Genomic DNA, 16,972 nt, shown 5'->3' with positions numbered 1-16,972 from the left:
GAAAAACGAGGACTTACTGGCTCAGCTTGTCGACGCCGGTGCCGAAGCCGTTCAGGGACACGGGGATGCCGATTCCCTCTTCCGGCGTCTGGAAGATTATAAAGAGCGCGTTCTTGCCGCTCTTGAACTTATTCAGCAGTTCGGGATCGAAAAACACTTCTGCCACGCAGCCCGTGGGCTGGCAGCGGGCATAGGCAGTATGACCGATCTTCTGCTCGTCGATGATGAGGCCAAGGCCTGCGGGCAGCAACACGCCGAGCGGGGCAAGCACGCGCAGGATGACGTCCTTGCCGTCAGCGGTCTGCAGGACCACCACGGTGAGCCCGACATTCTGGCGGTCCTCGGCGGTGACGCTCTGCACCAGCGCACACTGTTCCGATGGTGCGCCGGGCGGCGTGTCGCAGCGATACTGCCAGTCGCCGATGGTTTCCTTCAGCAGGCCCTGCGCCGATGCCTCAGAAGGCCCGGCCAGAACGGCGATTGCCAGCAGCAGGGCAGGCACGCAACGCCCGATCCCCGTCAAAGCGCCCGAACGAATAAGGTATGATCGCATCTTCAATCCGGAAATGCCGGCGGAGCCGCACAGCGCAGAACACGCACGCGCCCAGCCGTTGGAACGTGGATCGAGCGGTACCAGATGCCCCGACGATGTCAAGAATCCGGCACGGCCGCGAAACAAGCCGATGCCAAGGATGTGGGGCCGCTTTATGGCGAACGCTTGCGGCAAAGCGCCTGTGTCAGTTTGTCCAAGAGTAAAACCAGCACCTTTGGGGTAGATCAAACTTGCGGGGAATCGTGCCTTTGTGGTTTTTAGCGGCCACGGCGGCACACCGTCCGCGACGCTGCGAGGCCTGTGGCGATCCGACGAGTCGGATCTGGCAGACTGGAAGAGAGACAGCGGCGCTCGGCGGTTCGCTTCAATCAAGATCAAGAGGGTGCCTGAGGCGAGGCACACTGGGGATATACAAGATGATGCAACGCTTTTCGTTCTTGACCGGACCGAGCGCCCGCGCGCTCGCCGCACTGGTGGCTGTCGTGGCCGCCGTGGCGACCTTCGGCGGCGCGGCCCATGCCGCCCAGCCCGAACCATGGCAGCTCGGCCTTCAGCCCGCGGCTTCGCCGGTGATGGATTTCATCAGCTGGTTCCACAACTACATCCTGGTCATCATCACGGTGATCACGCTGTTCGTTCTGGGACTGCTGATCTACGTGATGGTCCGTTTCAACGAGCGCGCCAACCCGGAGCCCTCCAAGACAACCCACAACACGCTGATCGAAGTCGTGTGGACGCTGGTGCCGGTGCTGATCCTGGCGGCCATCGCGATTCCCTCGTTTCGCCTGCTATATTTCGAACAGACGATTCCCGAGCCGGACCTGACCATCAAGGTAACCGGCTACCAGTGGTACTGGTCCTACGAGTACCCCGACCAGGACGAGATGTCGTTCGACTCGCTGCTGCTGCGCGGTGACGACCTTCCCGCCGACAAGCCGCGCCTGCTGGCCGTGGACAACGAAGTCGTCGTCCCCGTCGGCAAGAACGTGAAAATCCTCGTGACCGGTGCCGACGTTATTCACAACTGGGCGATGCCGGCCTTCGGCATCAAGATCGACGCCATTCCCGGCCGCCTGAACCAGGCCTGGTTCCGTGCCGATGAACCCGGCGTCTACTACGGCCAGTGCTCGGAGCTTTGCGGCCGCGACCATGCCTTCATGCCGATCGCGGTTCGCGCCGTGCCGGAAGAGGAATTCACCGCTTGGGTGGAACAGGCCAAGGCCCAGTTCGGCGCCGTCGAGACACCTGTGAAGGTTGCCGAGCCGGCCAAGCCGGAACCCGAGGCAACCTCAGCCCGCGAGCTGGCTGACGCACGCAGCGCCAACTGAACAGACAATTCGCTGGCGCCGCTTCAGTGACGGCGCCGCGCAGACAAGAATTCAACAAGGGGTTAGCACAATGGCTTACGGAGCAGCTGCAGCCGACCACGGTACGCCGACCGGCTGGACCCGCTGGGTCTATTCCACCAACCACAAGGACATCGGTACGCTGTACCTGATCTTCGCGCTGTGCACGGGCGTGCTCGGCGGCCTTCTGTCGATCGGCATGCGCGCCGAGCTGCAGGAGCCGGGGATGCAGATCTTCGGCGACCCGCACATGTTCAACGTGTTCACCACCGCGCACGGCCTGATCATGATCTTCTTCATGGTCATGCCCGCCCTGATCGGCGGTTTCGGCAACTGGTTCGTCCCGATCATGATCGGTGCGCCGGACATGGCCTTCCCGCGGATGAACAACATCTCGTTCTGGCTGCTGCCGCCGGCGATCCTGCTGCTCATCATCTCGATGTTCGTCGAGGGACCTCCCGGCGCCAACGGCGTGGGTGGCGGCTGGACGATCTACCCGCCGCTTTCCACCTCCGGCCAGCCCGGACCGGCAATGGATTTCGCGATCCTGTCGCTGCACATCGCCGGTGCCTCGTCGATCCTGGGCGCCATCAACTTCATCACCACCATCTTCAACATGCGCGCGCCGGGCATGACCCTGCACAAGATGCCGCTGTTTGCATGGTCGGTGCTGATCACCGCGTTCCTGCTGCTGCTGTCGCTTCCGGTCCTGGCCGGCGGCATCACCATGCTGCTGACGGACCGCAACTTCGGCACGACGTTCTTCGACGCGGCCGGCGGCGGTGACCCGATCCTCTACCAGCACCTGTTCTGGTTCTTCGGCCACCCGGAAGTGTACATCCTGATCCTGCCGGGCTTCGGCATCATCAGCCACGTGATCTCGACCTTCTCGCGCAAGCCGATCTTCGGCTATCTCGGCATGGCCTATGCCATGGTCGCCATCGGCGTCGTCGGCTTCATCGTGTGGGCGCACCACATGTACACCGTCGGCCTGTCGACAACGACACAGGCCTACTTCGTGGCGGCCACGATGGTCATCGCGGTGCCGACCGGCGTGAAGATCTTCTCGTGGATCGCCACCATGTGGGGCGGCTCGATCTCCTTCCGCACCCCGATGCTGTGGGCGATCGGCTTCATCTTCCTGTTCACGCTTGGCGGCGTGACGGGCGTGGTTCTGGCCAACGCCGGCATGGACCGCTCGCTGCACGACACCTACTACGTGGTGGCGCACTTCCACTACGTGCTGTCGCTGGGCGCGGTCTTCGCCATCTTCTCGGGCTGGTACTACTGGTTCCCGAAGATGACCGGCTACATGTACTCGGAGTTCATCGGCAAGCTGCACTTCTGGGTGACGTTCATCGGCGTCAACCTGATCTTCTTCCCGCAGCACTTCCTCGGCCTCGCCGGCATGCCGCGCCGCTACGCGGACTACCCCGATGCCCTGGCCGGCTGGAACTACGTGTCGTCCATCGGCTCGTACATCTCCGGCATCGCCGTACTGATCTTCTTCTACGGCATCTTCAACGCCTTCGCGCGAAAGCAGAAGGTCGGTGAGAACCCGTGGGGCGTGGGCGCGACCACCCTGGAGTGGACGCTGACGTCGCCCCCGCCGTTCCACCAGTTCGAGACGCTGCCGCGCATCAAGTAAGGCACGTCACTCGGCACCATCGATCCTGCGGGCGGGGCCAGCGCCCCGCCCGCAACGCCACCTGAAGACCTCAAAGACCTGACGAGCAAAGACCCGACGAGATTTTACGGTGAGGCAACGCAGAGCGCCGGCGCAAAGCCAGGACGCACCGAACGCCTCCCGACACTGAACCCAGAACCGATCACGCATCACGGACACCGCAATGAGCGACCGGACCCTTGAAATGACGACGGCAGACGCCGGCATCCGCACTTCGGGCGGCAATGCGTCTGTGGGCGACTTCGTGCAGCTTCTCAAGCCGCGCGTGATGTCGCTGGTGATCTTCACCGCCCTGGTCGGCATGGTCGCCGCCCCCGGAGGCCTGCATCCTGTTCTTGCCGCGACCGCGCTGCTTTGCATCGCGATTGGCGCGGGCGCATCCGGCGCCCTGAACATGTGGTACGACGCCGACATCGACGCTGTCATGGGCCGCACCCGCCTGCGCCCGGTGCCGCGCGGCGCTGTCTCGCCGCAGGAAGCGCTGAGCTTCGGGCTGATCCTGTCGGCCTTTTCGGTGCTGACGCTCGGCCTGCTGGTCAACTGGACTGCCGCGGCGCTGCTCGGCTTCACCATCTTCTTCTACGCCGTCGTCTACACGATGTGGCTGAAGCGCTCGACACCGCAGAACATCGTCATCGGCGGTGCGGCCGGTGCTTTCCCGCCCATGATCGGCTGGGCCGCCGTGACCGGCGGCGTGTCGGTGGAGAGCATCGTGCTCTTCCTCATCATCTTCTTCTGGACCCCGCCTCACTTCTGGGCGCTGGCGCTCTACAAGAGCGGCGACTACGCGAAGGCCGGCGTGCCGATGCTGCCCGTGGTGGCGGGCGAGGAAACGACCCGCAAGCAGGTCCTGCTGTACTCGTTCATCCTGGCACCGCTCGGCCTGGCGCCGGCTGCGGTCGGCCTTGGCGGCGCGCTCTATCTTGGCGTTTCGACGGTGCTTGGCGCGCTGTTCTTGGCGCTCGCCTTCAAGGTGCGCACCGGCACCGGCGAAGTGGCCGCGCGCCGGCTGTTCGCCTTCTCGATCCTCTACCTGTTCCTGCTGTTTGCGCTGCTGCTGGCCGAGCCGATGATGGGCATCGCGCCGTTCAACTCGCTGATCCACGGTGTGCTGTGAGCATGAGCGAGAGCGAGAACAAGACCGATGCGTCGGCTGAGCCGTCTGAGCTGGCTGAGCCGAAAGACGGCTTCACGCCGGACGAAGCCTTCCGCAAGAAGCGCCGCTCGCGCAACATCGCGATCGCGCTGACGCTGGTGGGCATGATGATCCTTTTCTACGTGGTCACCATCGTGAAGATGACCGCGAATTACGGCAGCTGACAGGGACCGACGGACCGTGGCGAACGACAACCAGACCACCAAGGCAAAGGGCGGCTCCAACGCGCGCACTGCGCTGGTGTGCGCGAGCGTCGTTGCGATCATGACCGGCGCGGCGTTTGCCGCCGTCCCGCTCTACGACCTGTTCTGCCGCACGACCGGCTTCGGCGGCACCACGCAGCGTGCGGAAGCCTCGTCGGGCCAGGTTCTCGACCAGACAATTTCTGTGCGCTTCGACGCGAACGTGTCCAACGATCTCAACTGGGCGTTCCGTCCCGAAAAACGCGAGACGCGCGTGAAGGTCGGCGAGAACGCGCTGATGATCTACGTCGCGCGCAACGACGACGACCGCGAGACGACGGGATCGGCATCGTTCAATGTCACACCGCCGGCTGCCGGCCAGTATTTCGTGAAGGTGGAATGCTTCTGCTTCACCGAGCAGACGCTTGCCGCCGGCGAACAGGTCGACATGCCCGTCGCCTATTACATCGACCCTGCCATCGTGGATGATCCCGACATGACAGGACTTCCGGAAATCACGCTGTCCTACACGTTTTTTCCGACCGAAAAGGAAGATAGCCCTTCGGTATCGCAGGCTCCGGCAACACTGCCGAAGCTTGATCGCGTGCCGCAGGGCGGCTAGAGCAGAACGACGCAATTGCCGGCGTGCGGGGCGCGCCGGACTGGGGGAGAAAACCAAACATGGCTCACGCTCAGAACCACGACTACCATCTCGTCGATCCAAGCCCGTGGCCCTTCGTGGGCGCCGTGTCGGCTTTCCTGATGGCTGTCGGCACGATCACCTACCTGCATGGCGGCAGCGCCCTCCTCCCGATTCCGGGCCTGCTCGGCGTCCTCTACACCATGTTCATGTGGTGGCGTGACGTCGTGCGCGAGGCCGAAGTCCAGGGTCACCACACCAAGGTCGTCCAGATCCACCTGCGCTACGGCATGATCATGTTCATCGCCTCCGAGGTGATGTTCTTCGTGGCCTGGTTCTGGGCCTATTTCGATGCCGCGCTCTATGCCGACGAGGCCATCCAGGTCCTGCGCACCGAGCACACCGGTGGCGTGTGGCCGCCGGAAGGCATCGCCACGTTCGACCCCTGGCACCTGCCGCTGATCAACACCCTGATCCTGTTGACCTCGGGCACCACCGTCACCTGGGCGCACCACGCGCTGCTGCACGGCGACCGCAACGGCCTGAAGTGGGGCCTGATCCTGACGGTCGCGCTGGGCGCGCTGTTCACCTGCGTGCAGGTTTACGAATATGCCCACGCCGCGTTCGGTTTCTCCGACAACATCTACGGCGCGACCTTCTTCATGGCGACGGGCTTCCACGGCTTCCACGTGCTTATCGGCACGATCTTCCTGCTCGTGTGTCTGGTTCGCGCGCTGAAGGGTCACTTCACGCCGACGCACCATTTCGGCTTCGAGGCAGCTGCCTGGTACTGGCACTTCGTCGACGTCGTCTGGCTGTTCCTGTTCATCTGCATCTACGTCTGGGGTGCAGGTACGCCGGCGGCACACTGACGCCACAAGGCACGGTACACTTGATGAAAGGGGCGGCGTTGCCGCCCTTTTCTGCTTTCAGAGCGCAACTTTCGGAAGAGTTCCATGTCGCACGGCCACCACGATCTCGGACATAACCCCGGCAGCGGTGGCATGAGCGGGCGCTGCCCGCAATGCGGGCGCGGAAAGATGTTCGATGGCTATCTCACCGTGAAGGATCGCTGCGAGGTCTGCGGGCTGGACTATTCCTTCGCCGACTCCGGTGACGGCCCTGCTGTGTTCGTCATCCTGATCGTCGGCTTCGTCATCGTCGGCCTCGCGCTGTTCGTGGAGATCGCCTACCAGCCGCCCTACTGGGTGCACGCGGTACTCTGGCTGCCTTTGCTGCTGGTGCTGGGGCTTGGCCTGCTGCGCATGCTCAAGGGCTGGATGATCGCCCAGCAATATCGCCACAAGGCCGCTGAAGGCCGTCTCGACAAGGATTGATCTTGACCGCTGCCGCCACGTCTCCGCGCAAGGCCATCGTCATTGCCAGCATCTTCACGCTGGTGGGCGTCGCGTTCACCTGTGCGCTGGCTTTCTGGCAACTGGAACGCCTGGACTGGAAGCGCGGCGTGATCGAGAAGATCGAGACGCGCCGCACGGCGGAACCCGTCGATCTCGATGCCCTGCACGGTGCCATGCAGGCAGGCGAGGACCTGGAATACGCGCGCGTGCGCCTCACGGGCCATTTCGACCACGGAAGTGAAATCCGCATCTACACCAGCGGTCCGCAGGGACCCGGCTGGAACCTCGTCACCCGCTTCACGACGAAGGCACGCGAAGAGGTCTTCGTCAATCGTGGCTACGTGCCCGACGCCCTGCTTGAGGAAGCCGCGCGTCCGGAAGGCACGGTCACCGTGACCGGCCTGCTGCGGCCCTACAACCGGCGTGGGACATTCACGCCCGACAACGACCCAGACGCAAACGCCTGGTACTGGTACGAGTACGAGGCGATGCAGACGAAGGCCTACGAAACGTGGGAGCAGCGCAACGGGCTCATCCTGTTCCCCTACGTGGTCGAGCAGGAGCCTCGCGGCGACGGGTTCCCGGCGGGTGGAGCCACCCGAATCGAAATTCCGAACAACCATTTTCAGTACGCGCTGACATGGTTCGGCCTTGCCGCCGCCCTGCTTGGCGTTTACCTCGTCTGGCTACGGCAACAACTGCGCGCGTAATCACGATTTTCTTTGATGCTCAAAGCGGTTAGCTTTGCACGCTGCGGACAGACGGAGGCCAGGACGGTACCGTGCAATATGTGAGTACACGCGGGGAAGCGCCGGCGCTCGGCTTTGCCGATGTTCTGCTGGCGGGCCTTGCCCGTGACGGCGGACTCTATGTCCCGGAAACCTATCCCCAGCTCGGCCAGGACCAGATCTCTGCCTTCGCGACCATGCCCTATTCGGACGTGGCGGAGGCGGTGATCTCGCCCTACACCGGCGGTGACATCGCCGCTGGCCCGCTGCGCGAGATGATCCGCGATGCCTATGCCACCTTCCGCCACCCGGCGGTGGTGCCGCTCGTGCAGCTCGGCGCCGGACAATGGCTGCTGGAGCTGTTCCACGGGCCGACGCTCGCCTTCAAGGACGTCGCCATGCAGCTGCTGGCGCGGATGATGGACCACGTGCTGGCCGAGCGCGACCAGCGCGCAACCATCGTCGGTGCCACCTCCGGCGACACAGGCGGCGCGGCCATCGAGGCGTTCCGCGGGCGCGAGCGCACCGACATCTTCATCCTGTTTCCCACGGGCCGCGTGTCCGACGTGCAGCGCAAGCAGATGACAACGGTGCAGGATGCCAACGTCCATGCGCTATCCATCGACGGCAGCTTCGATGATTGCCAGCGCATCGTGAAATCGATGTTCGTCAATTCGCAGTTCCGCGACCGGGTCGCCCTGTCGGGCGTCAACTCCATCAACTGGGGCCGGATCGTTGCGCAGGCGGTCTACTATTTCAGCACGGCGGCCATCCTCGGCGCGCCGCACCGTCCGGTCAGCTTCTGCGTGCCGACCGGGAATTTCGGCGACGTTCTGGCCGGCTATGTCGCCAAGCGTATGGGCCTGCCGGTGGACAAGCTGGTGGTCGCGACCAACGTCAACGACATCCTCAAGCGCGCCTTCGATACGGGCCGCTACGAGGTGCGCGACGTGGTTCACACCGCAAGCCCCAGCATGGACATCCAGGTGTCCAGCAACTTCGAACGCCTGCTGTTTGAGGAAACCGGCCGCGACGCAGCCGAGGTGCGCTCGATGATGGCGGGCCAGGCGCAGTCGGGCATGTTCACCATTCCCCAGGGCGCGCTGTCCGCGATCCGCCGCGACTTCGATTCCGCACGTTGCAGCGAGCAGGAAACCGCCGATACGCAGGCCTCCACGCTTGCAGTCTGCGGTTACCTTGCAGACCCCCACACGGCGGTCGGTCTGGCGAGCGCGCGCTCGCGTTCGGGCGGGTCACCGATGGTGACGCTTTCGACCGCCCACCCTGCGAAGTTCCCCGATGCCACGCAGGCGGCGACCGGCGTGCGGCCGCAGCTTCCCGAATGGCTGAGCGATCTCAACACCCGGCCGGAATGGTCGACGCCGCTTCCCGCCGATTCAGCCGCCGTCGAAGCCCACATCCTTCGGCACGCCCGCGCGGCACAGGAGACGGCATGAACGACCGCATTCGACTGACGACCCTCGACAACGGCATTCGTGTTGTCACCGAGACCATGCCCCACCTGGAGACCGCCTCGCTCGGCATCTGGGTGAAGACCGGCGCGCGCAACGAGGCCGCCGCCGAACACGGCATCTCGCATCTGCTGGAACACATGGCCTTCAAAGGCACCGCGCGGCGCAATGCCATGCAGATCGCCGAGGAAATCGAGCAGGTTGGCGGCGACCTCAACGCCATGACCGGTTACGAGACGACCGCCTACTACGTGCGGATGCTGGCCGACGACGTGCCGCTCGGCCTCGACATTCTCGCCGACATCCTCACCGGCTCGACCTTCGACGCGACCGAACTGAAGCGCGAGCAGAACGTGATCGTGCAGGAAATCGGCGCCGCGCATGACACGCCCGACGACATCGTCCACGACCTGTTTCAGGAAGCTGCCTTCGACGGGCAGACGCTCGGTCGCCCGATCCTCGGCACGCCGGACACCGTGCGCGGGTTCTCGCGAGACGGCCTGCAGACCTATCTCGACACCCACTACCGTGGGCCTGAGATGGTTGTCGCGGCAGCCGGCAAGGTCGATCACGATGCCATCGTGGCGCAGGCGGCAGAGGTTCTCGCCGCGATCCCCGGTGACGCGGGACCGGTGGCGGAGCCCGGATCGTTCACCGGCGGCGAGCGGCGCGATGTGCGCGACCTTGACCAGGCCAACATCGTGCTGGGCTTCCCGGCGCCGGCCATCGACGACGACGATTTCTACATCGGCCGCGTGGCCTCCGGCGTGCTCGGCGGCGGCATGTCCTCGCGGCTGTTCCAGGAAGTGCGCGAGACGCGCGGCCTGTGCTATTCGATCTATGCCTTCTCGATGGCCTTCAAGGATGCCGGCGTACTCGCCGTGGGCGCAGCCACCGGCAAGGATGATCTCGACGAACTGGTCAACGTGACGGTCGATGAACTGGGCCGCGCGACGGCGGACGTGGACGACCGCGAAACCGAACGCGCCCGGATGCAGCTCAAGGCCTCCATCCTGATGAGCCAGGAGAGCCCGTCGAGCCGCGCGGGCCAGCTTGCCCGCCAGCTGCTGATGCTGGGGCGGCTGGTGCCGACGTCTGATATCGTCAAGCGGATCGAGGCGGTGAGCGCGAGCGACGTGCGCGCCTTCTTGGGCCGCTCGCTGGCCAACCGGCCTGCGCTTTCGGCTGTCGGCCCGGTAAGCAAGCTTGCGGGCATCGACGACCTGGCGGCACGACTTGGAGCAAGCCGCGCGGCCTGACGGCAAGACGCGGCGCAAACGGGGAGACATCGACGGTCCATGGCGTTCCTGCGTTCGACCAGCAGCGAGACCGGCCCGCTTGTATTCGCGGAAGGTATCCGGCTGCGCACGCCGCAGATCGCCGACTACGGCGCGTGGGCGGAACTGCGTGCGCGCAGCCGCAAGTTTCTCGTGCCTTGGGAACCCCTCTGGCCTGCCGACGACCTGACGAAACCCGCCTTCCGACGGCGCATCCGCCGCTACGCGCAGGAAATCCGTGACGACCACTCCTACCCATTCTTCGCCTTCAGCGAAGAGACCGGTGAGTTGCTAGGCGGCATCACGCTGGGCAACGTGCGCCGGGGCGTGACGCAGGCCGCATCGATTGGGTACTGGATCGGCGAGCCACACGCGCGGCAGGGCCACATGAGCCGCGTCGTACCTGCCATCGTGGCGTTTGCCTTCGAACGGCTGCGGCTGCACCGGGTGGAGGCGGCATGCCTGCCGAGCAATGCAGCCTCCACGCGGCTGCTGGAGAAGTCCGGCTTCACGCAGGAGGGTTACGCCCGACAGTACCTGTGTATAAATGGCGACTGGCAGGACCACCTGCTCTACGCAATGATTCACAACGATCCGCGCCCCGTGGCGCGGTAACGTTTTCGCCGGCGGAGTACAGCGTTTGCCCGGGAGCATGCATTTCATCCAGCGCCAATCGGCGAGACCGCTTCACGCGGTCTTGCAGATGCTGGCTGCGTGGCTTGTGGCGCTGGTCTGGCTGGCGGCCCCGGCCCATGCACTCGACACGATCAACGTGCGCCCGGAAGCTCAGGCCATCGACCTGACCGCGAGCCTCGACGAGTGGCCCCGCCACGGTGAGCGCATCCAGATTTCCACCGCGCCCGGCACGGACGGCATCGTGCGCCGCATCGAGGTGCGTGCCACCGAACCGGGGCGCAGCACCTCGTGGGTCGTCTTCGCGCTCGGCAACAGTTCTGACGAACAGTTGGACCGCATCCTCGTTGCGCCGCACTTCCGGCTGGCAGGCTCGGGCACGTTCCAGCCCGACCTCGGCAGTTCGCGCATCACCGCCATCACGCCGAGCCAGGGGTTCCGCCCCGACCGGCAGGAAGCGCCCGACGCGGACATCTTCCTCATCACGCTCGATCCCGGCTCGGTCGTCACCTATGTGGTGGAACTGACCGGCGACCGCCTGCCCCAGCTGCGCCTGTGGGAAGAACAGGCCTACAAGGACAAGGCCAATTCGCTGACGCTCTACCAGGGCATGGTGCTTGGCATTTCCGGCCTTCTGGCGCTGTTTCTCACCATTCTATTCGTGGTGCGCGGAACGATGATGTTCCCGGCCGCCGCAGCGCTCGCATGGGCGGTTCTGGCCTATCTGTGCATCGATTTCGGCTTCTGGCACAAACTGTTCTCGGCCACCCGCGCCGATGACCAGGTGTTCCGCGCAGGCGCGGAAGCGATCATTGCCGGGTCGCTGGTGCTGTTTTACTTCGTCTATCTCGGCTTCGGGCGCTGGCGCCTGCGCCTGCTCACGGGCGTTGTTGTGTGGTGCGGCATCGTCGCGCTGATCCTCGCGCTGGCGGCAATCGATCCCTCATCGGCGGCAGGCCTGTCGCGCATGATCCTCGCTGCTGCCGGCCTGGCCGGTCTCGTGATCGTGCTGCTGCTTTCGTTGCGCGGGTATGACCGCGCAATACTGCTCATACCGACATGGCTGCTGCTGGGTGCATGGCTCTTCGGGGCCTGGCTGGTGGTGACCGGCCGTATCCAGAACGATCTCGCCGCGCCCGCGCTCAATGGCGGCCTCGTCATGGTGGTGCTGCTGCTCGGCCTCACCGTCATGCAGCACGCCTTTGCCGGCGTCACGATTGGCTCGGGCTTCATGCCCGACCTGCAGCGCAAGGCGCTCGCCCTGATCGGGGCGGGCGACTACGTCTTCGACTGGGACGTGGCGCGCGACCGGCTGTTCGTCGGCAGCGAGATCGCCGACCGCCTCGGCATTCCGCCGGAGCAACTCGTCGGCTCGATCCGCAAGTGGCATGACGTGTTGCACGCCGCCGATCGGGACCGGTTCCGCGCGACGCTGGAAACGGTCGTCGAACTTCGCCGTGGCCGCGTTCAGCAGGACGTGCGCCTGCGCTCCGCCGACGGGCACTACCTGTGGGTGCGCACCAAGCTGCGGCCGATCCTTGGCGCGGACGGCGAAATCCAGCGCATCGTCGGCACCCTGACGGACGTCACGGATTCCAAGACGTCGGAAGAGCGGATGCTGCACGACGCGGTGCACGACAACCTCACCGGCCTGCCCAACCGCGAGCTGTTCCTCGACCGCCTGGACGTGGTGATGATGCGGGCGCGCGAGAGCGACGGGTCGAAACCGACCGTCTTCGTCATCGACATCGACAAGTTCCGCCAGATCAACGATTCCATCGGCATCGCCGGGGGAGACGGCGTGCTGCTGACACTGGCGCGCCGCCTGCAACGCCTGCTCAAGCCGCAGGACACGCTGGCCCGGCTTTCCGGCGACCAGTTCGGGCTGATCCTGGTTTCCGAAACCGAACAGGCGCGCGTCGAAGCGCTGGCCGAAGGCGTGCGCAAGGCCGTCCGCGCGCCGATGAGCTTCGCCGAAAAGGAACTGTTCCTGACCGCGACCATCGGCATCGCCAAGTTCGACGGTTCCAAGCGCCGCCGCGAGGAACTGCTGGAAGATGCCGAAATCGCGATGTTCTACGCCAAGCGACTGGGACCGGACCGCACGGAAAGCTACCGCCCGATCATGCGCTCATCCGGCGTGGACCGGCTGTCGCTCTCCAGCGAGTTGCGCCGCTCCATCCAGGCCGGCGAGATCGACATGGTCTACCAGCCGATCGTGCGGCTGTCGGACAAACGCATCGCCGGTTTCGAGGCGCTGGCGCGCTGGGACCATCCGCGCTTCGGGCGGTTGAACCCGCAGGAGTTCATCGAGATTGCCGAGGAAAACGGGCTGATCGTCGAGATCGGCCTGCTGGCAATGGACAAGGCCGCGCACCAGCTCACCATCTGGCAGAAGACGGTCGGCGAGGACCGCGACATCTTCGCAAGCGTGAACATGTCCTCCAAGCAGTTGCTGCGCAACGACCTCATCAACGACGTGAAGTCGGTGCTGACGCGCAACGGCCTTCAGGGGGGATCACTGAAGCTGGAACTGACCGAATCCATCGTCATGGAAAACCCGGAGCACGCCGCCAAGATCCTCGCCAAGGTGCGCGAGACGGGTGCGGGCCTCGCGCTCGACGATTTCGGCACGGGCTATTCCTCGCTCAGCTACCTCCAGCGTTTCCCCTTCGACACGGTGAAGATCGACAAATCCTTCGTGCGCCAGAACGGTTCCGGCGCGCGTCCCGTGATCCTGCGCTCCATCGTCGCGCTGGCGCATGACCTCGGCATGGACGTGGTTGCGGAAGGTGCTGAATCCGACCGCGACGCGGCAGAGCTTGCGGCGCTCGGGTGCGAGTTTGCACAGGGCTATTACTTCGGTCGGCCGATGTCGGCGGACGAAGCGCACCGCCTGCTGACCTACAACACCAACACCAAGCAGCAGGCCAAGGCACAGGCCAAGCAGGCGTCCGCAGCGCGGGCCTGAACAGGACCGCATCCAGCACACGCGGCCTCAGGCGTGACCGGCCTCGCTCGACAGGTGTTCGGGGCTGATGCCGATCTTGGCGAGCGCCATCTCGTACTTGTCTTCCAGCTTCGAGCCAAAGATCAGTTCGCGGTCAGCCTCGCAATGCAGCCAGCCGTTGGCCTGCACCTCGCTTTCCAGCTGCCCTGCCCCCCAGCCGGCATAGCCGAGCGCCATGAACTTGGTGCGCGGGCCGTTGCCGCTGGCAATCGCCTTGAGAATATCGAGCGTTGCGGTCAGCGAAACGCCCGGCTCGATCTGAAGGGTCGAGTTGTTGTTGTGGTAGTCGGGCGAATGCAGCACGAAGCCGCGCCCGGATTCTACCGGCCCGCCGGCATGGACCTTGATGCCGCGCACGCCGGGGTCCGAGAGGCGCTCATGGCCCTCGGGCAGCACTTCGAGCTGCTGAAGCAGTTCGGGGAAGGAAATATCCTCGGCCAGCTGGTCGACGCGAAGCCCCATCGCGCCGTCGGCTGAGTGGGCGCAGATGAGAATCACGGAACGGGCGAACCGCGGGTCCGGCATGCCGGGCATCGCGACGAGCATGCGCCCGTGCAACGACCCGCGTTCAGAAGATCTGATGTTGCCGATATCCATACCATCAATGGTATCGGCGCGCGGCATCTTCGCAAGCCCAGGAACAGCGCGATTATCGTCGCTTGGCAAAAAACGTCTTCAACAATTGCGCAGATTCGCACTCGGCGAAGCCGGAATAGACCTCCGGCGCGTGATGGCAGGTCGGCTGGCCGTAGAAGCGCGGTCCATGCTCGACCCCGCCGCCTTTCGGGTCGCTCGCTGCAAAGTAGAGCCGCCGGATGCGGGCAAACGAGATGGCGGCTGCACAGAGCGCGCAGGGTTCGAGCGTCACGTAGAGATCGCAATCCGGCAGCCTTTCGGAGGCAAGGTAAGCGCAGGCGGCACGGATCGCCAGCACCTCGGCATGGGCGGTCGGGTCCCGGTCGCGCAAGGTGCGGTTGTGGGCGCGCGCGATGATTTCCCGTCCCCGCACGATGACGCAGCCGACAGGCACTTCGTCAGCATCGGCTGCCAGCCGCGCCTCGATCAGCGCCTCGTCCATGTAGCGTGACTGCATTGTGCTTCTCGCGCCTGCGGAAATGCTCTATCAACACCGCCCATGCCCAGCGATCAATCCCGCAACACCTCGAAGTCCTTCCGTGGCACCCGCATCGCCAAGGCGATTGCCGATGCCGGCGTCGCCTCGCGCCGCGATGCCGAGGCGATGATTCTCGCCGGGCGCGTGACGCTCAACGGCGAAGTTCAGCGCTCCCCCGCGATCAACGTGACGCGGCAGGACTCGATTCTTGTCGACGGCAAGCCGTTGCCAAGGCCGGACCGGACCCGACTTTGGCTCTATCACAAGCCGCAGGGATTGGTGACGACGGCGCGTGACCCGGAGAACCGGCCGACCGTTTTCCAGGCGATGCCGAAGGACATGCCGCGCGTCATCTCCGTGGGGCGGCTCGACATCAACACCGAAGGGCTGCTGCTGCTGACCAATGACGGTGGCCTTGCCCGCGCGCTGGAACTGCCCTCCACCGGCTGGCTGCGCCGCTACCGCGTGCGCGCCTTCGGCAGCATAGAGCAGAAGCGGCTGGACGACCTTGCCCAGGGCATCACCATCAAGGGCGAACGCTTCGGGCCGATCGACGCGGAACTGGAGCGCGTCCAGGGCGGCAACACGTGGATCACACTAACTTTCGCGGAAGGCAAGAACCGCGAAGTGAAGCGCGTGCTCGGCGCGCTCGGCCTCAAGGTCAACCGGCTGATCCGCACCGACTATGGTCCCTTCACGCTGGGCGACCTTGAGCGCGGCACGGCGGTTGAAGTGAGCCGGGCCGATATTCTCGCCGCGACCGAACCGCTACGCACCGGCAAGGGACCGGTTCGCCTGCGCGGCGGCGGCGGGAAGGACGACGACAAGAGCAAGGACAAAGACACGGACAAGGACGCCAAGCGTGAAGGCTGGGCCAAGCCGAAGCCGAAAACCGACGTGAAGCGCGGGAGCAAGCGGTCCAATCCGCCAGCTTCCGGCAAGCCGCCTGTGGCCAAGCCCGGCCGCAAGACCAACGCACCAGCCGGCAAGCCTTCGGCGTCGGATGCAACGTCCCGGCCTGCGCGTCCGCCGCGCGACGCCGGCAAGAAATCCTTCGACAACAAGGGACCCGGCAGCAAGGGACCCAGCGGTAGCAAGCCGGCAAACAGGCCCGGAAACAAGGGTCCCGGAGCCAAGGGTCCCGGAGCCAAGGGATTTGGCGGCAAGCCACGCGGAGGACGCGGTGCGGGTCGTCGGGGGTAAGTTCAAGGGCAAGGCACTCGCCGCACCAACCTCCAACACCATCCGCCCGACATCGGACCGGCTACGCGAGGCGGTGTTCAATATTCTCGAACATGCCCACGATGACGTGGTGGATGGCGCGCGCGTGCTCGATCTCTTCGCAGGAACCGGCGCGCTCGGCATCGAGGCGCTGTCGCGCGGGGCGCGGTCGGCACTGTTCGTGGACGATGGGCTGGAAGCGCGCGGGCTGATCCGCCGCAACCTGGAGAGCCTCGGCATCATGGGCCTTGCGCGCATTTCCAAGCGCGACGTGGCGCATCTCGGACCTGCCAACGCGCAGGGCGGCTTCACCCTCGCCTTCGCCGACCCGCCCTACAACAAGGGCCTTGGCACCAAGGCGCTCAACGCGCTCGCCAACGGCCAATGGCTGGCGGACGGCGCGCTCGTCGTGGTGGAGGAAGCCAAGGGTGCAGAGATGTCCGTGCCCGACACTTTCGAGGCGCTTGAAACGCGCGCCTATGGCGACACGCAGGTGACGTTCCTGCGCTTCACGGCCTAAACGCTTCGCGCGCAGCACCCATGCAGGACCATAGGATGTACCCGGCACCGTCTCGTGTTATGCGTACCGAACGGT

17 protein-coding genes are annotated in these 16,972 nt (G+C 65.1%); 14 read left to right on the top strand and 3 right to left on the bottom strand.

Annotation, left to right across the window (positions count from 1 at the left end):
- Nucleotides 1-13: 13 nt before the first annotated feature.
- Entirely contained in the window at nucleotides 14-553 is a 540-nt protein-coding gene (locus ACKTEK_RS01825) for an invasion associated locus B family protein (RefSeq protein ID WP_409164868.1), read from the bottom strand.
- A 416-nt stretch (nucleotides 554-969) separates the two neighbouring features.
- Here ACKTEK_RS01825 and coxB point away from each other — a divergent pair, with 416 nt between their 5' ends.
- From coxB to ACKTEK_RS01765, 12 genes are all read left to right on the top strand, one after another.
- Nucleotides 970-1,881, top strand: coding sequence for a cytochrome c oxidase subunit II (gene coxB, locus ACKTEK_RS01820; protein ID WP_409163532.1), 912 nt, complete (start codon nucleotides 970-972; stop codon nucleotides 1,879-1,881).
- Between the two features lie 70 nt (nucleotides 1,882-1,951).
- Entirely contained in the window at nucleotides 1,952-3,547 is a 1,596-nt protein-coding gene (gene ctaD / locus ACKTEK_RS01815; protein ID WP_409163531.1) for a cytochrome c oxidase subunit I, read from the top strand.
- 202 nt (nucleotides 3,548-3,749) lie between these two features.
- Nucleotides 3,750-4,703: a heme o synthase gene (gene cyoE, locus ACKTEK_RS01810; protein ID WP_409163530.1), complete on the top strand. Its 954-nt coding sequence runs from the start codon at nucleotides 3,750-3,752 to the stop codon at nucleotides 4,701-4,703.
- Nucleotides 4,704-4,705: 2 nt separating this feature from the next.
- Nucleotides 4,706-4,906, top strand: coding sequence for a hypothetical protein (locus ACKTEK_RS01805; RefSeq protein ID WP_409163529.1), 201 nt, complete (start codon nucleotides 4,706-4,708; stop codon nucleotides 4,904-4,906).
- A 16-nt stretch (nucleotides 4,907-4,922) separates the two neighbouring features.
- Nucleotides 4,923-5,546, top strand: coding sequence for a cytochrome c oxidase assembly protein (locus tag ACKTEK_RS01800; RefSeq protein ID WP_409163528.1), 624 nt, complete (start codon nucleotides 4,923-4,925; stop codon nucleotides 5,544-5,546).
- Nucleotides 5,547-5,605: 59 nt separating this feature from the next.
- Nucleotides 5,606-6,436, top strand: a complete 831-nt coding sequence (locus ACKTEK_RS01795; RefSeq protein ID WP_409163527.1) for a cytochrome c oxidase subunit 3 — start codon at nucleotides 5,606-5,608, stop codon at nucleotides 6,434-6,436.
- An 84-nt stretch (nucleotides 6,437-6,520) separates the two neighbouring features.
- Nucleotides 6,521-6,901 carry a DUF983 domain-containing protein gene (locus tag ACKTEK_RS01790; RefSeq protein ID WP_409163526.1) on the top strand — a complete coding sequence of 127 codons (381 nt, stop codon included), beginning with the start codon at nucleotides 6,521-6,523 and terminating at the stop codon, nucleotides 6,899-6,901.
- A gap of 2 nt (nucleotides 6,902-6,903) precedes the next feature.
- The gene (locus ACKTEK_RS01785) at nucleotides 6,904-7,632 is read left to right on the top strand and encodes an SURF1 family protein (RefSeq protein WP_409163525.1); all 729 of its coding nucleotides are present in this window, start codon (nucleotides 6,904-6,906) and stop codon (nucleotides 7,630-7,632) included.
- Between the two features lie 71 nt (nucleotides 7,633-7,703).
- On the top strand, nucleotides 7,704-9,107 hold the full coding sequence (thrC, locus tag ACKTEK_RS01780; RefSeq protein WP_409163524.1) for a threonine synthase: 1,404 nt from the start codon (nucleotides 7,704-7,706) through the stop codon (nucleotides 9,105-9,107).
- Nucleotides 9,104-10,381: a M16 family metallopeptidase gene (locus ACKTEK_RS01775; protein WP_409163523.1), complete on the top strand. Its 1,278-nt coding sequence runs from the start codon at nucleotides 9,104-9,106 to the stop codon at nucleotides 10,379-10,381. The genes thrC and ACKTEK_RS01775 overlap by 4 nt, the downstream gene beginning before the upstream one ends.
- Nucleotides 10,382-10,420: 39 nt before the next feature.
- Nucleotides 10,421-11,014 (top strand): GNAT family N-acetyltransferase, encoded by a 594-nt coding sequence (locus ACKTEK_RS01770; protein WP_409163522.1) that lies wholly within the window; start codon nucleotides 10,421-10,423, stop codon nucleotides 11,012-11,014.
- A gap of 88 nt (nucleotides 11,015-11,102) precedes the next feature.
- Nucleotides 11,103-14,003: an EAL domain-containing protein gene (locus ACKTEK_RS01765; RefSeq protein WP_409163521.1), complete on the top strand. Its 2,901-nt coding sequence runs from the start codon at nucleotides 11,103-11,105 to the stop codon at nucleotides 14,001-14,003.
- A 27-nt stretch (nucleotides 14,004-14,030) separates the two neighbouring features.
- Here the strand turns inward: ACKTEK_RS01765 and ACKTEK_RS01760 are convergent, their stop codons facing one another.
- Together ACKTEK_RS01760 and ACKTEK_RS01755 are read right to left on the bottom strand one after the other, a co-directional pair.
- On the bottom strand, nucleotides 14,031-14,666 hold the full coding sequence (locus ACKTEK_RS01760; protein ID WP_409163520.1) for a YqgE/AlgH family protein: 636 nt from the start codon (nucleotides 14,664-14,666) through the stop codon (nucleotides 14,031-14,033).
- A gap of 25 nt (nucleotides 14,667-14,691) precedes the next feature.
- Nucleotides 14,692-15,135, bottom strand: coding sequence for a nucleoside deaminase (locus ACKTEK_RS01755; RefSeq protein ID WP_409163519.1), 444 nt, complete (start codon nucleotides 15,133-15,135; stop codon nucleotides 14,692-14,694).
- A gap of 42 nt (nucleotides 15,136-15,177) precedes the next feature.
- Between ACKTEK_RS01755 and ACKTEK_RS01750 the strand changes: the two genes are divergently transcribed.
- Nucleotides 15,178-16,359 (top strand): pseudouridine synthase, encoded by a 1,182-nt coding sequence (locus ACKTEK_RS01750; RefSeq protein ID WP_409163518.1) that lies wholly within the window; start codon nucleotides 15,178-15,180, stop codon nucleotides 16,357-16,359.
- Nucleotides 16,340-16,897 carry a 16S rRNA (guanine(966)-N(2))-methyltransferase RsmD gene (gene rsmD, locus ACKTEK_RS01745; RefSeq protein ID WP_409163517.1) on the top strand — a complete coding sequence of 186 codons (558 nt, stop codon included), beginning with the start codon at nucleotides 16,340-16,342 and terminating at the stop codon, nucleotides 16,895-16,897. The genes ACKTEK_RS01750 and rsmD overlap by 20 nt, the downstream gene beginning before the upstream one ends.
- Nucleotides 16,898-16,972: the final 75 nt, after the last annotated feature.

This window comes from Tepidamorphus sp. 3E244 (genome assembly GCF_046159835.1).
In the GTDB taxonomy this organism is placed as follows: Bacteria; Pseudomonadota; Alphaproteobacteria; order Rhizobiales; family Tepidamorphaceae; genus JACKJK01.
Note: the sequence above shows the minus strand (reverse complement) of the source record. Positions and strands in the feature narration are given on the sequence as shown.

What these genes read in the sequence shown, in the direction of transcription:
- ACKTEK_RS01825 (WP_409164868.1), bottom strand. Translation starts at nt 553, where the DNA reads ATGCGATCATACCTTATTCGTTCGGGCGCTTTGACGGGGATCGGGCGT.
- coxB (WP_409163532.1), top strand. Translation starts at nt 970, where the DNA reads ATGATGCAACGCTTTTCGTTCTTGACCGGACCGAGCGCCCGCGCGCTC.
- ctaD (WP_409163531.1), top strand. Translation starts at nt 1,952, where the DNA reads ATGGCTTACGGAGCAGCTGCAGCCGACCACGGTACGCCGACCGGCTGG.
- cyoE (WP_409163530.1), top strand. Translation starts at nt 3,750, where the DNA reads ATGAGCGACCGGACCCTTGAAATGACGACGGCAGACGCCGGCATCCGC.
- ACKTEK_RS01805 (WP_409163529.1), top strand. Translation starts at nt 4,706, where the DNA reads ATGAGCGAGAGCGAGAACAAGACCGATGCGTCGGCTGAGCCGTCTGAG.
- ACKTEK_RS01795 (WP_409163527.1), top strand. Translation starts at nt 5,606, where the DNA reads ATGGCTCACGCTCAGAACCACGACTACCATCTCGTCGATCCAAGCCCG.
- ACKTEK_RS01790 (WP_409163526.1), top strand. Translation starts at nt 6,521, where the DNA reads ATGTCGCACGGCCACCACGATCTCGGACATAACCCCGGCAGCGGTGGC.
- ACKTEK_RS01775 (WP_409163523.1), top strand. Translation starts at nt 9,104, where the DNA reads ATGAACGACCGCATTCGACTGACGACCCTCGACAACGGCATTCGTGTT.
- ACKTEK_RS01770 (WP_409163522.1), top strand. Translation starts at nt 10,421, where the DNA reads ATGGCGTTCCTGCGTTCGACCAGCAGCGAGACCGGCCCGCTTGTATTC.
- ACKTEK_RS01765 (WP_409163521.1), top strand. Translation starts at nt 11,103, where the DNA reads ATGCTGGCTGCGTGGCTTGTGGCGCTGGTCTGGCTGGCGGCCCCGGCC.
- ACKTEK_RS01760 (WP_409163520.1), bottom strand. Translation starts at nt 14,666, where the DNA reads ATGCCGCGCGCCGATACCATTGATGGTATGGATATCGGCAACATCAGA.
- ACKTEK_RS01755 (WP_409163519.1), bottom strand. Translation starts at nt 15,135, where the DNA reads ATGCAGTCACGCTACATGGACGAGGCGCTGATCGAGGCGCGGCTGGCA.
- ACKTEK_RS01750 (WP_409163518.1), top strand. Translation starts at nt 15,178, where the DNA reads ATGCCCAGCGATCAATCCCGCAACACCTCGAAGTCCTTCCGTGGCACC.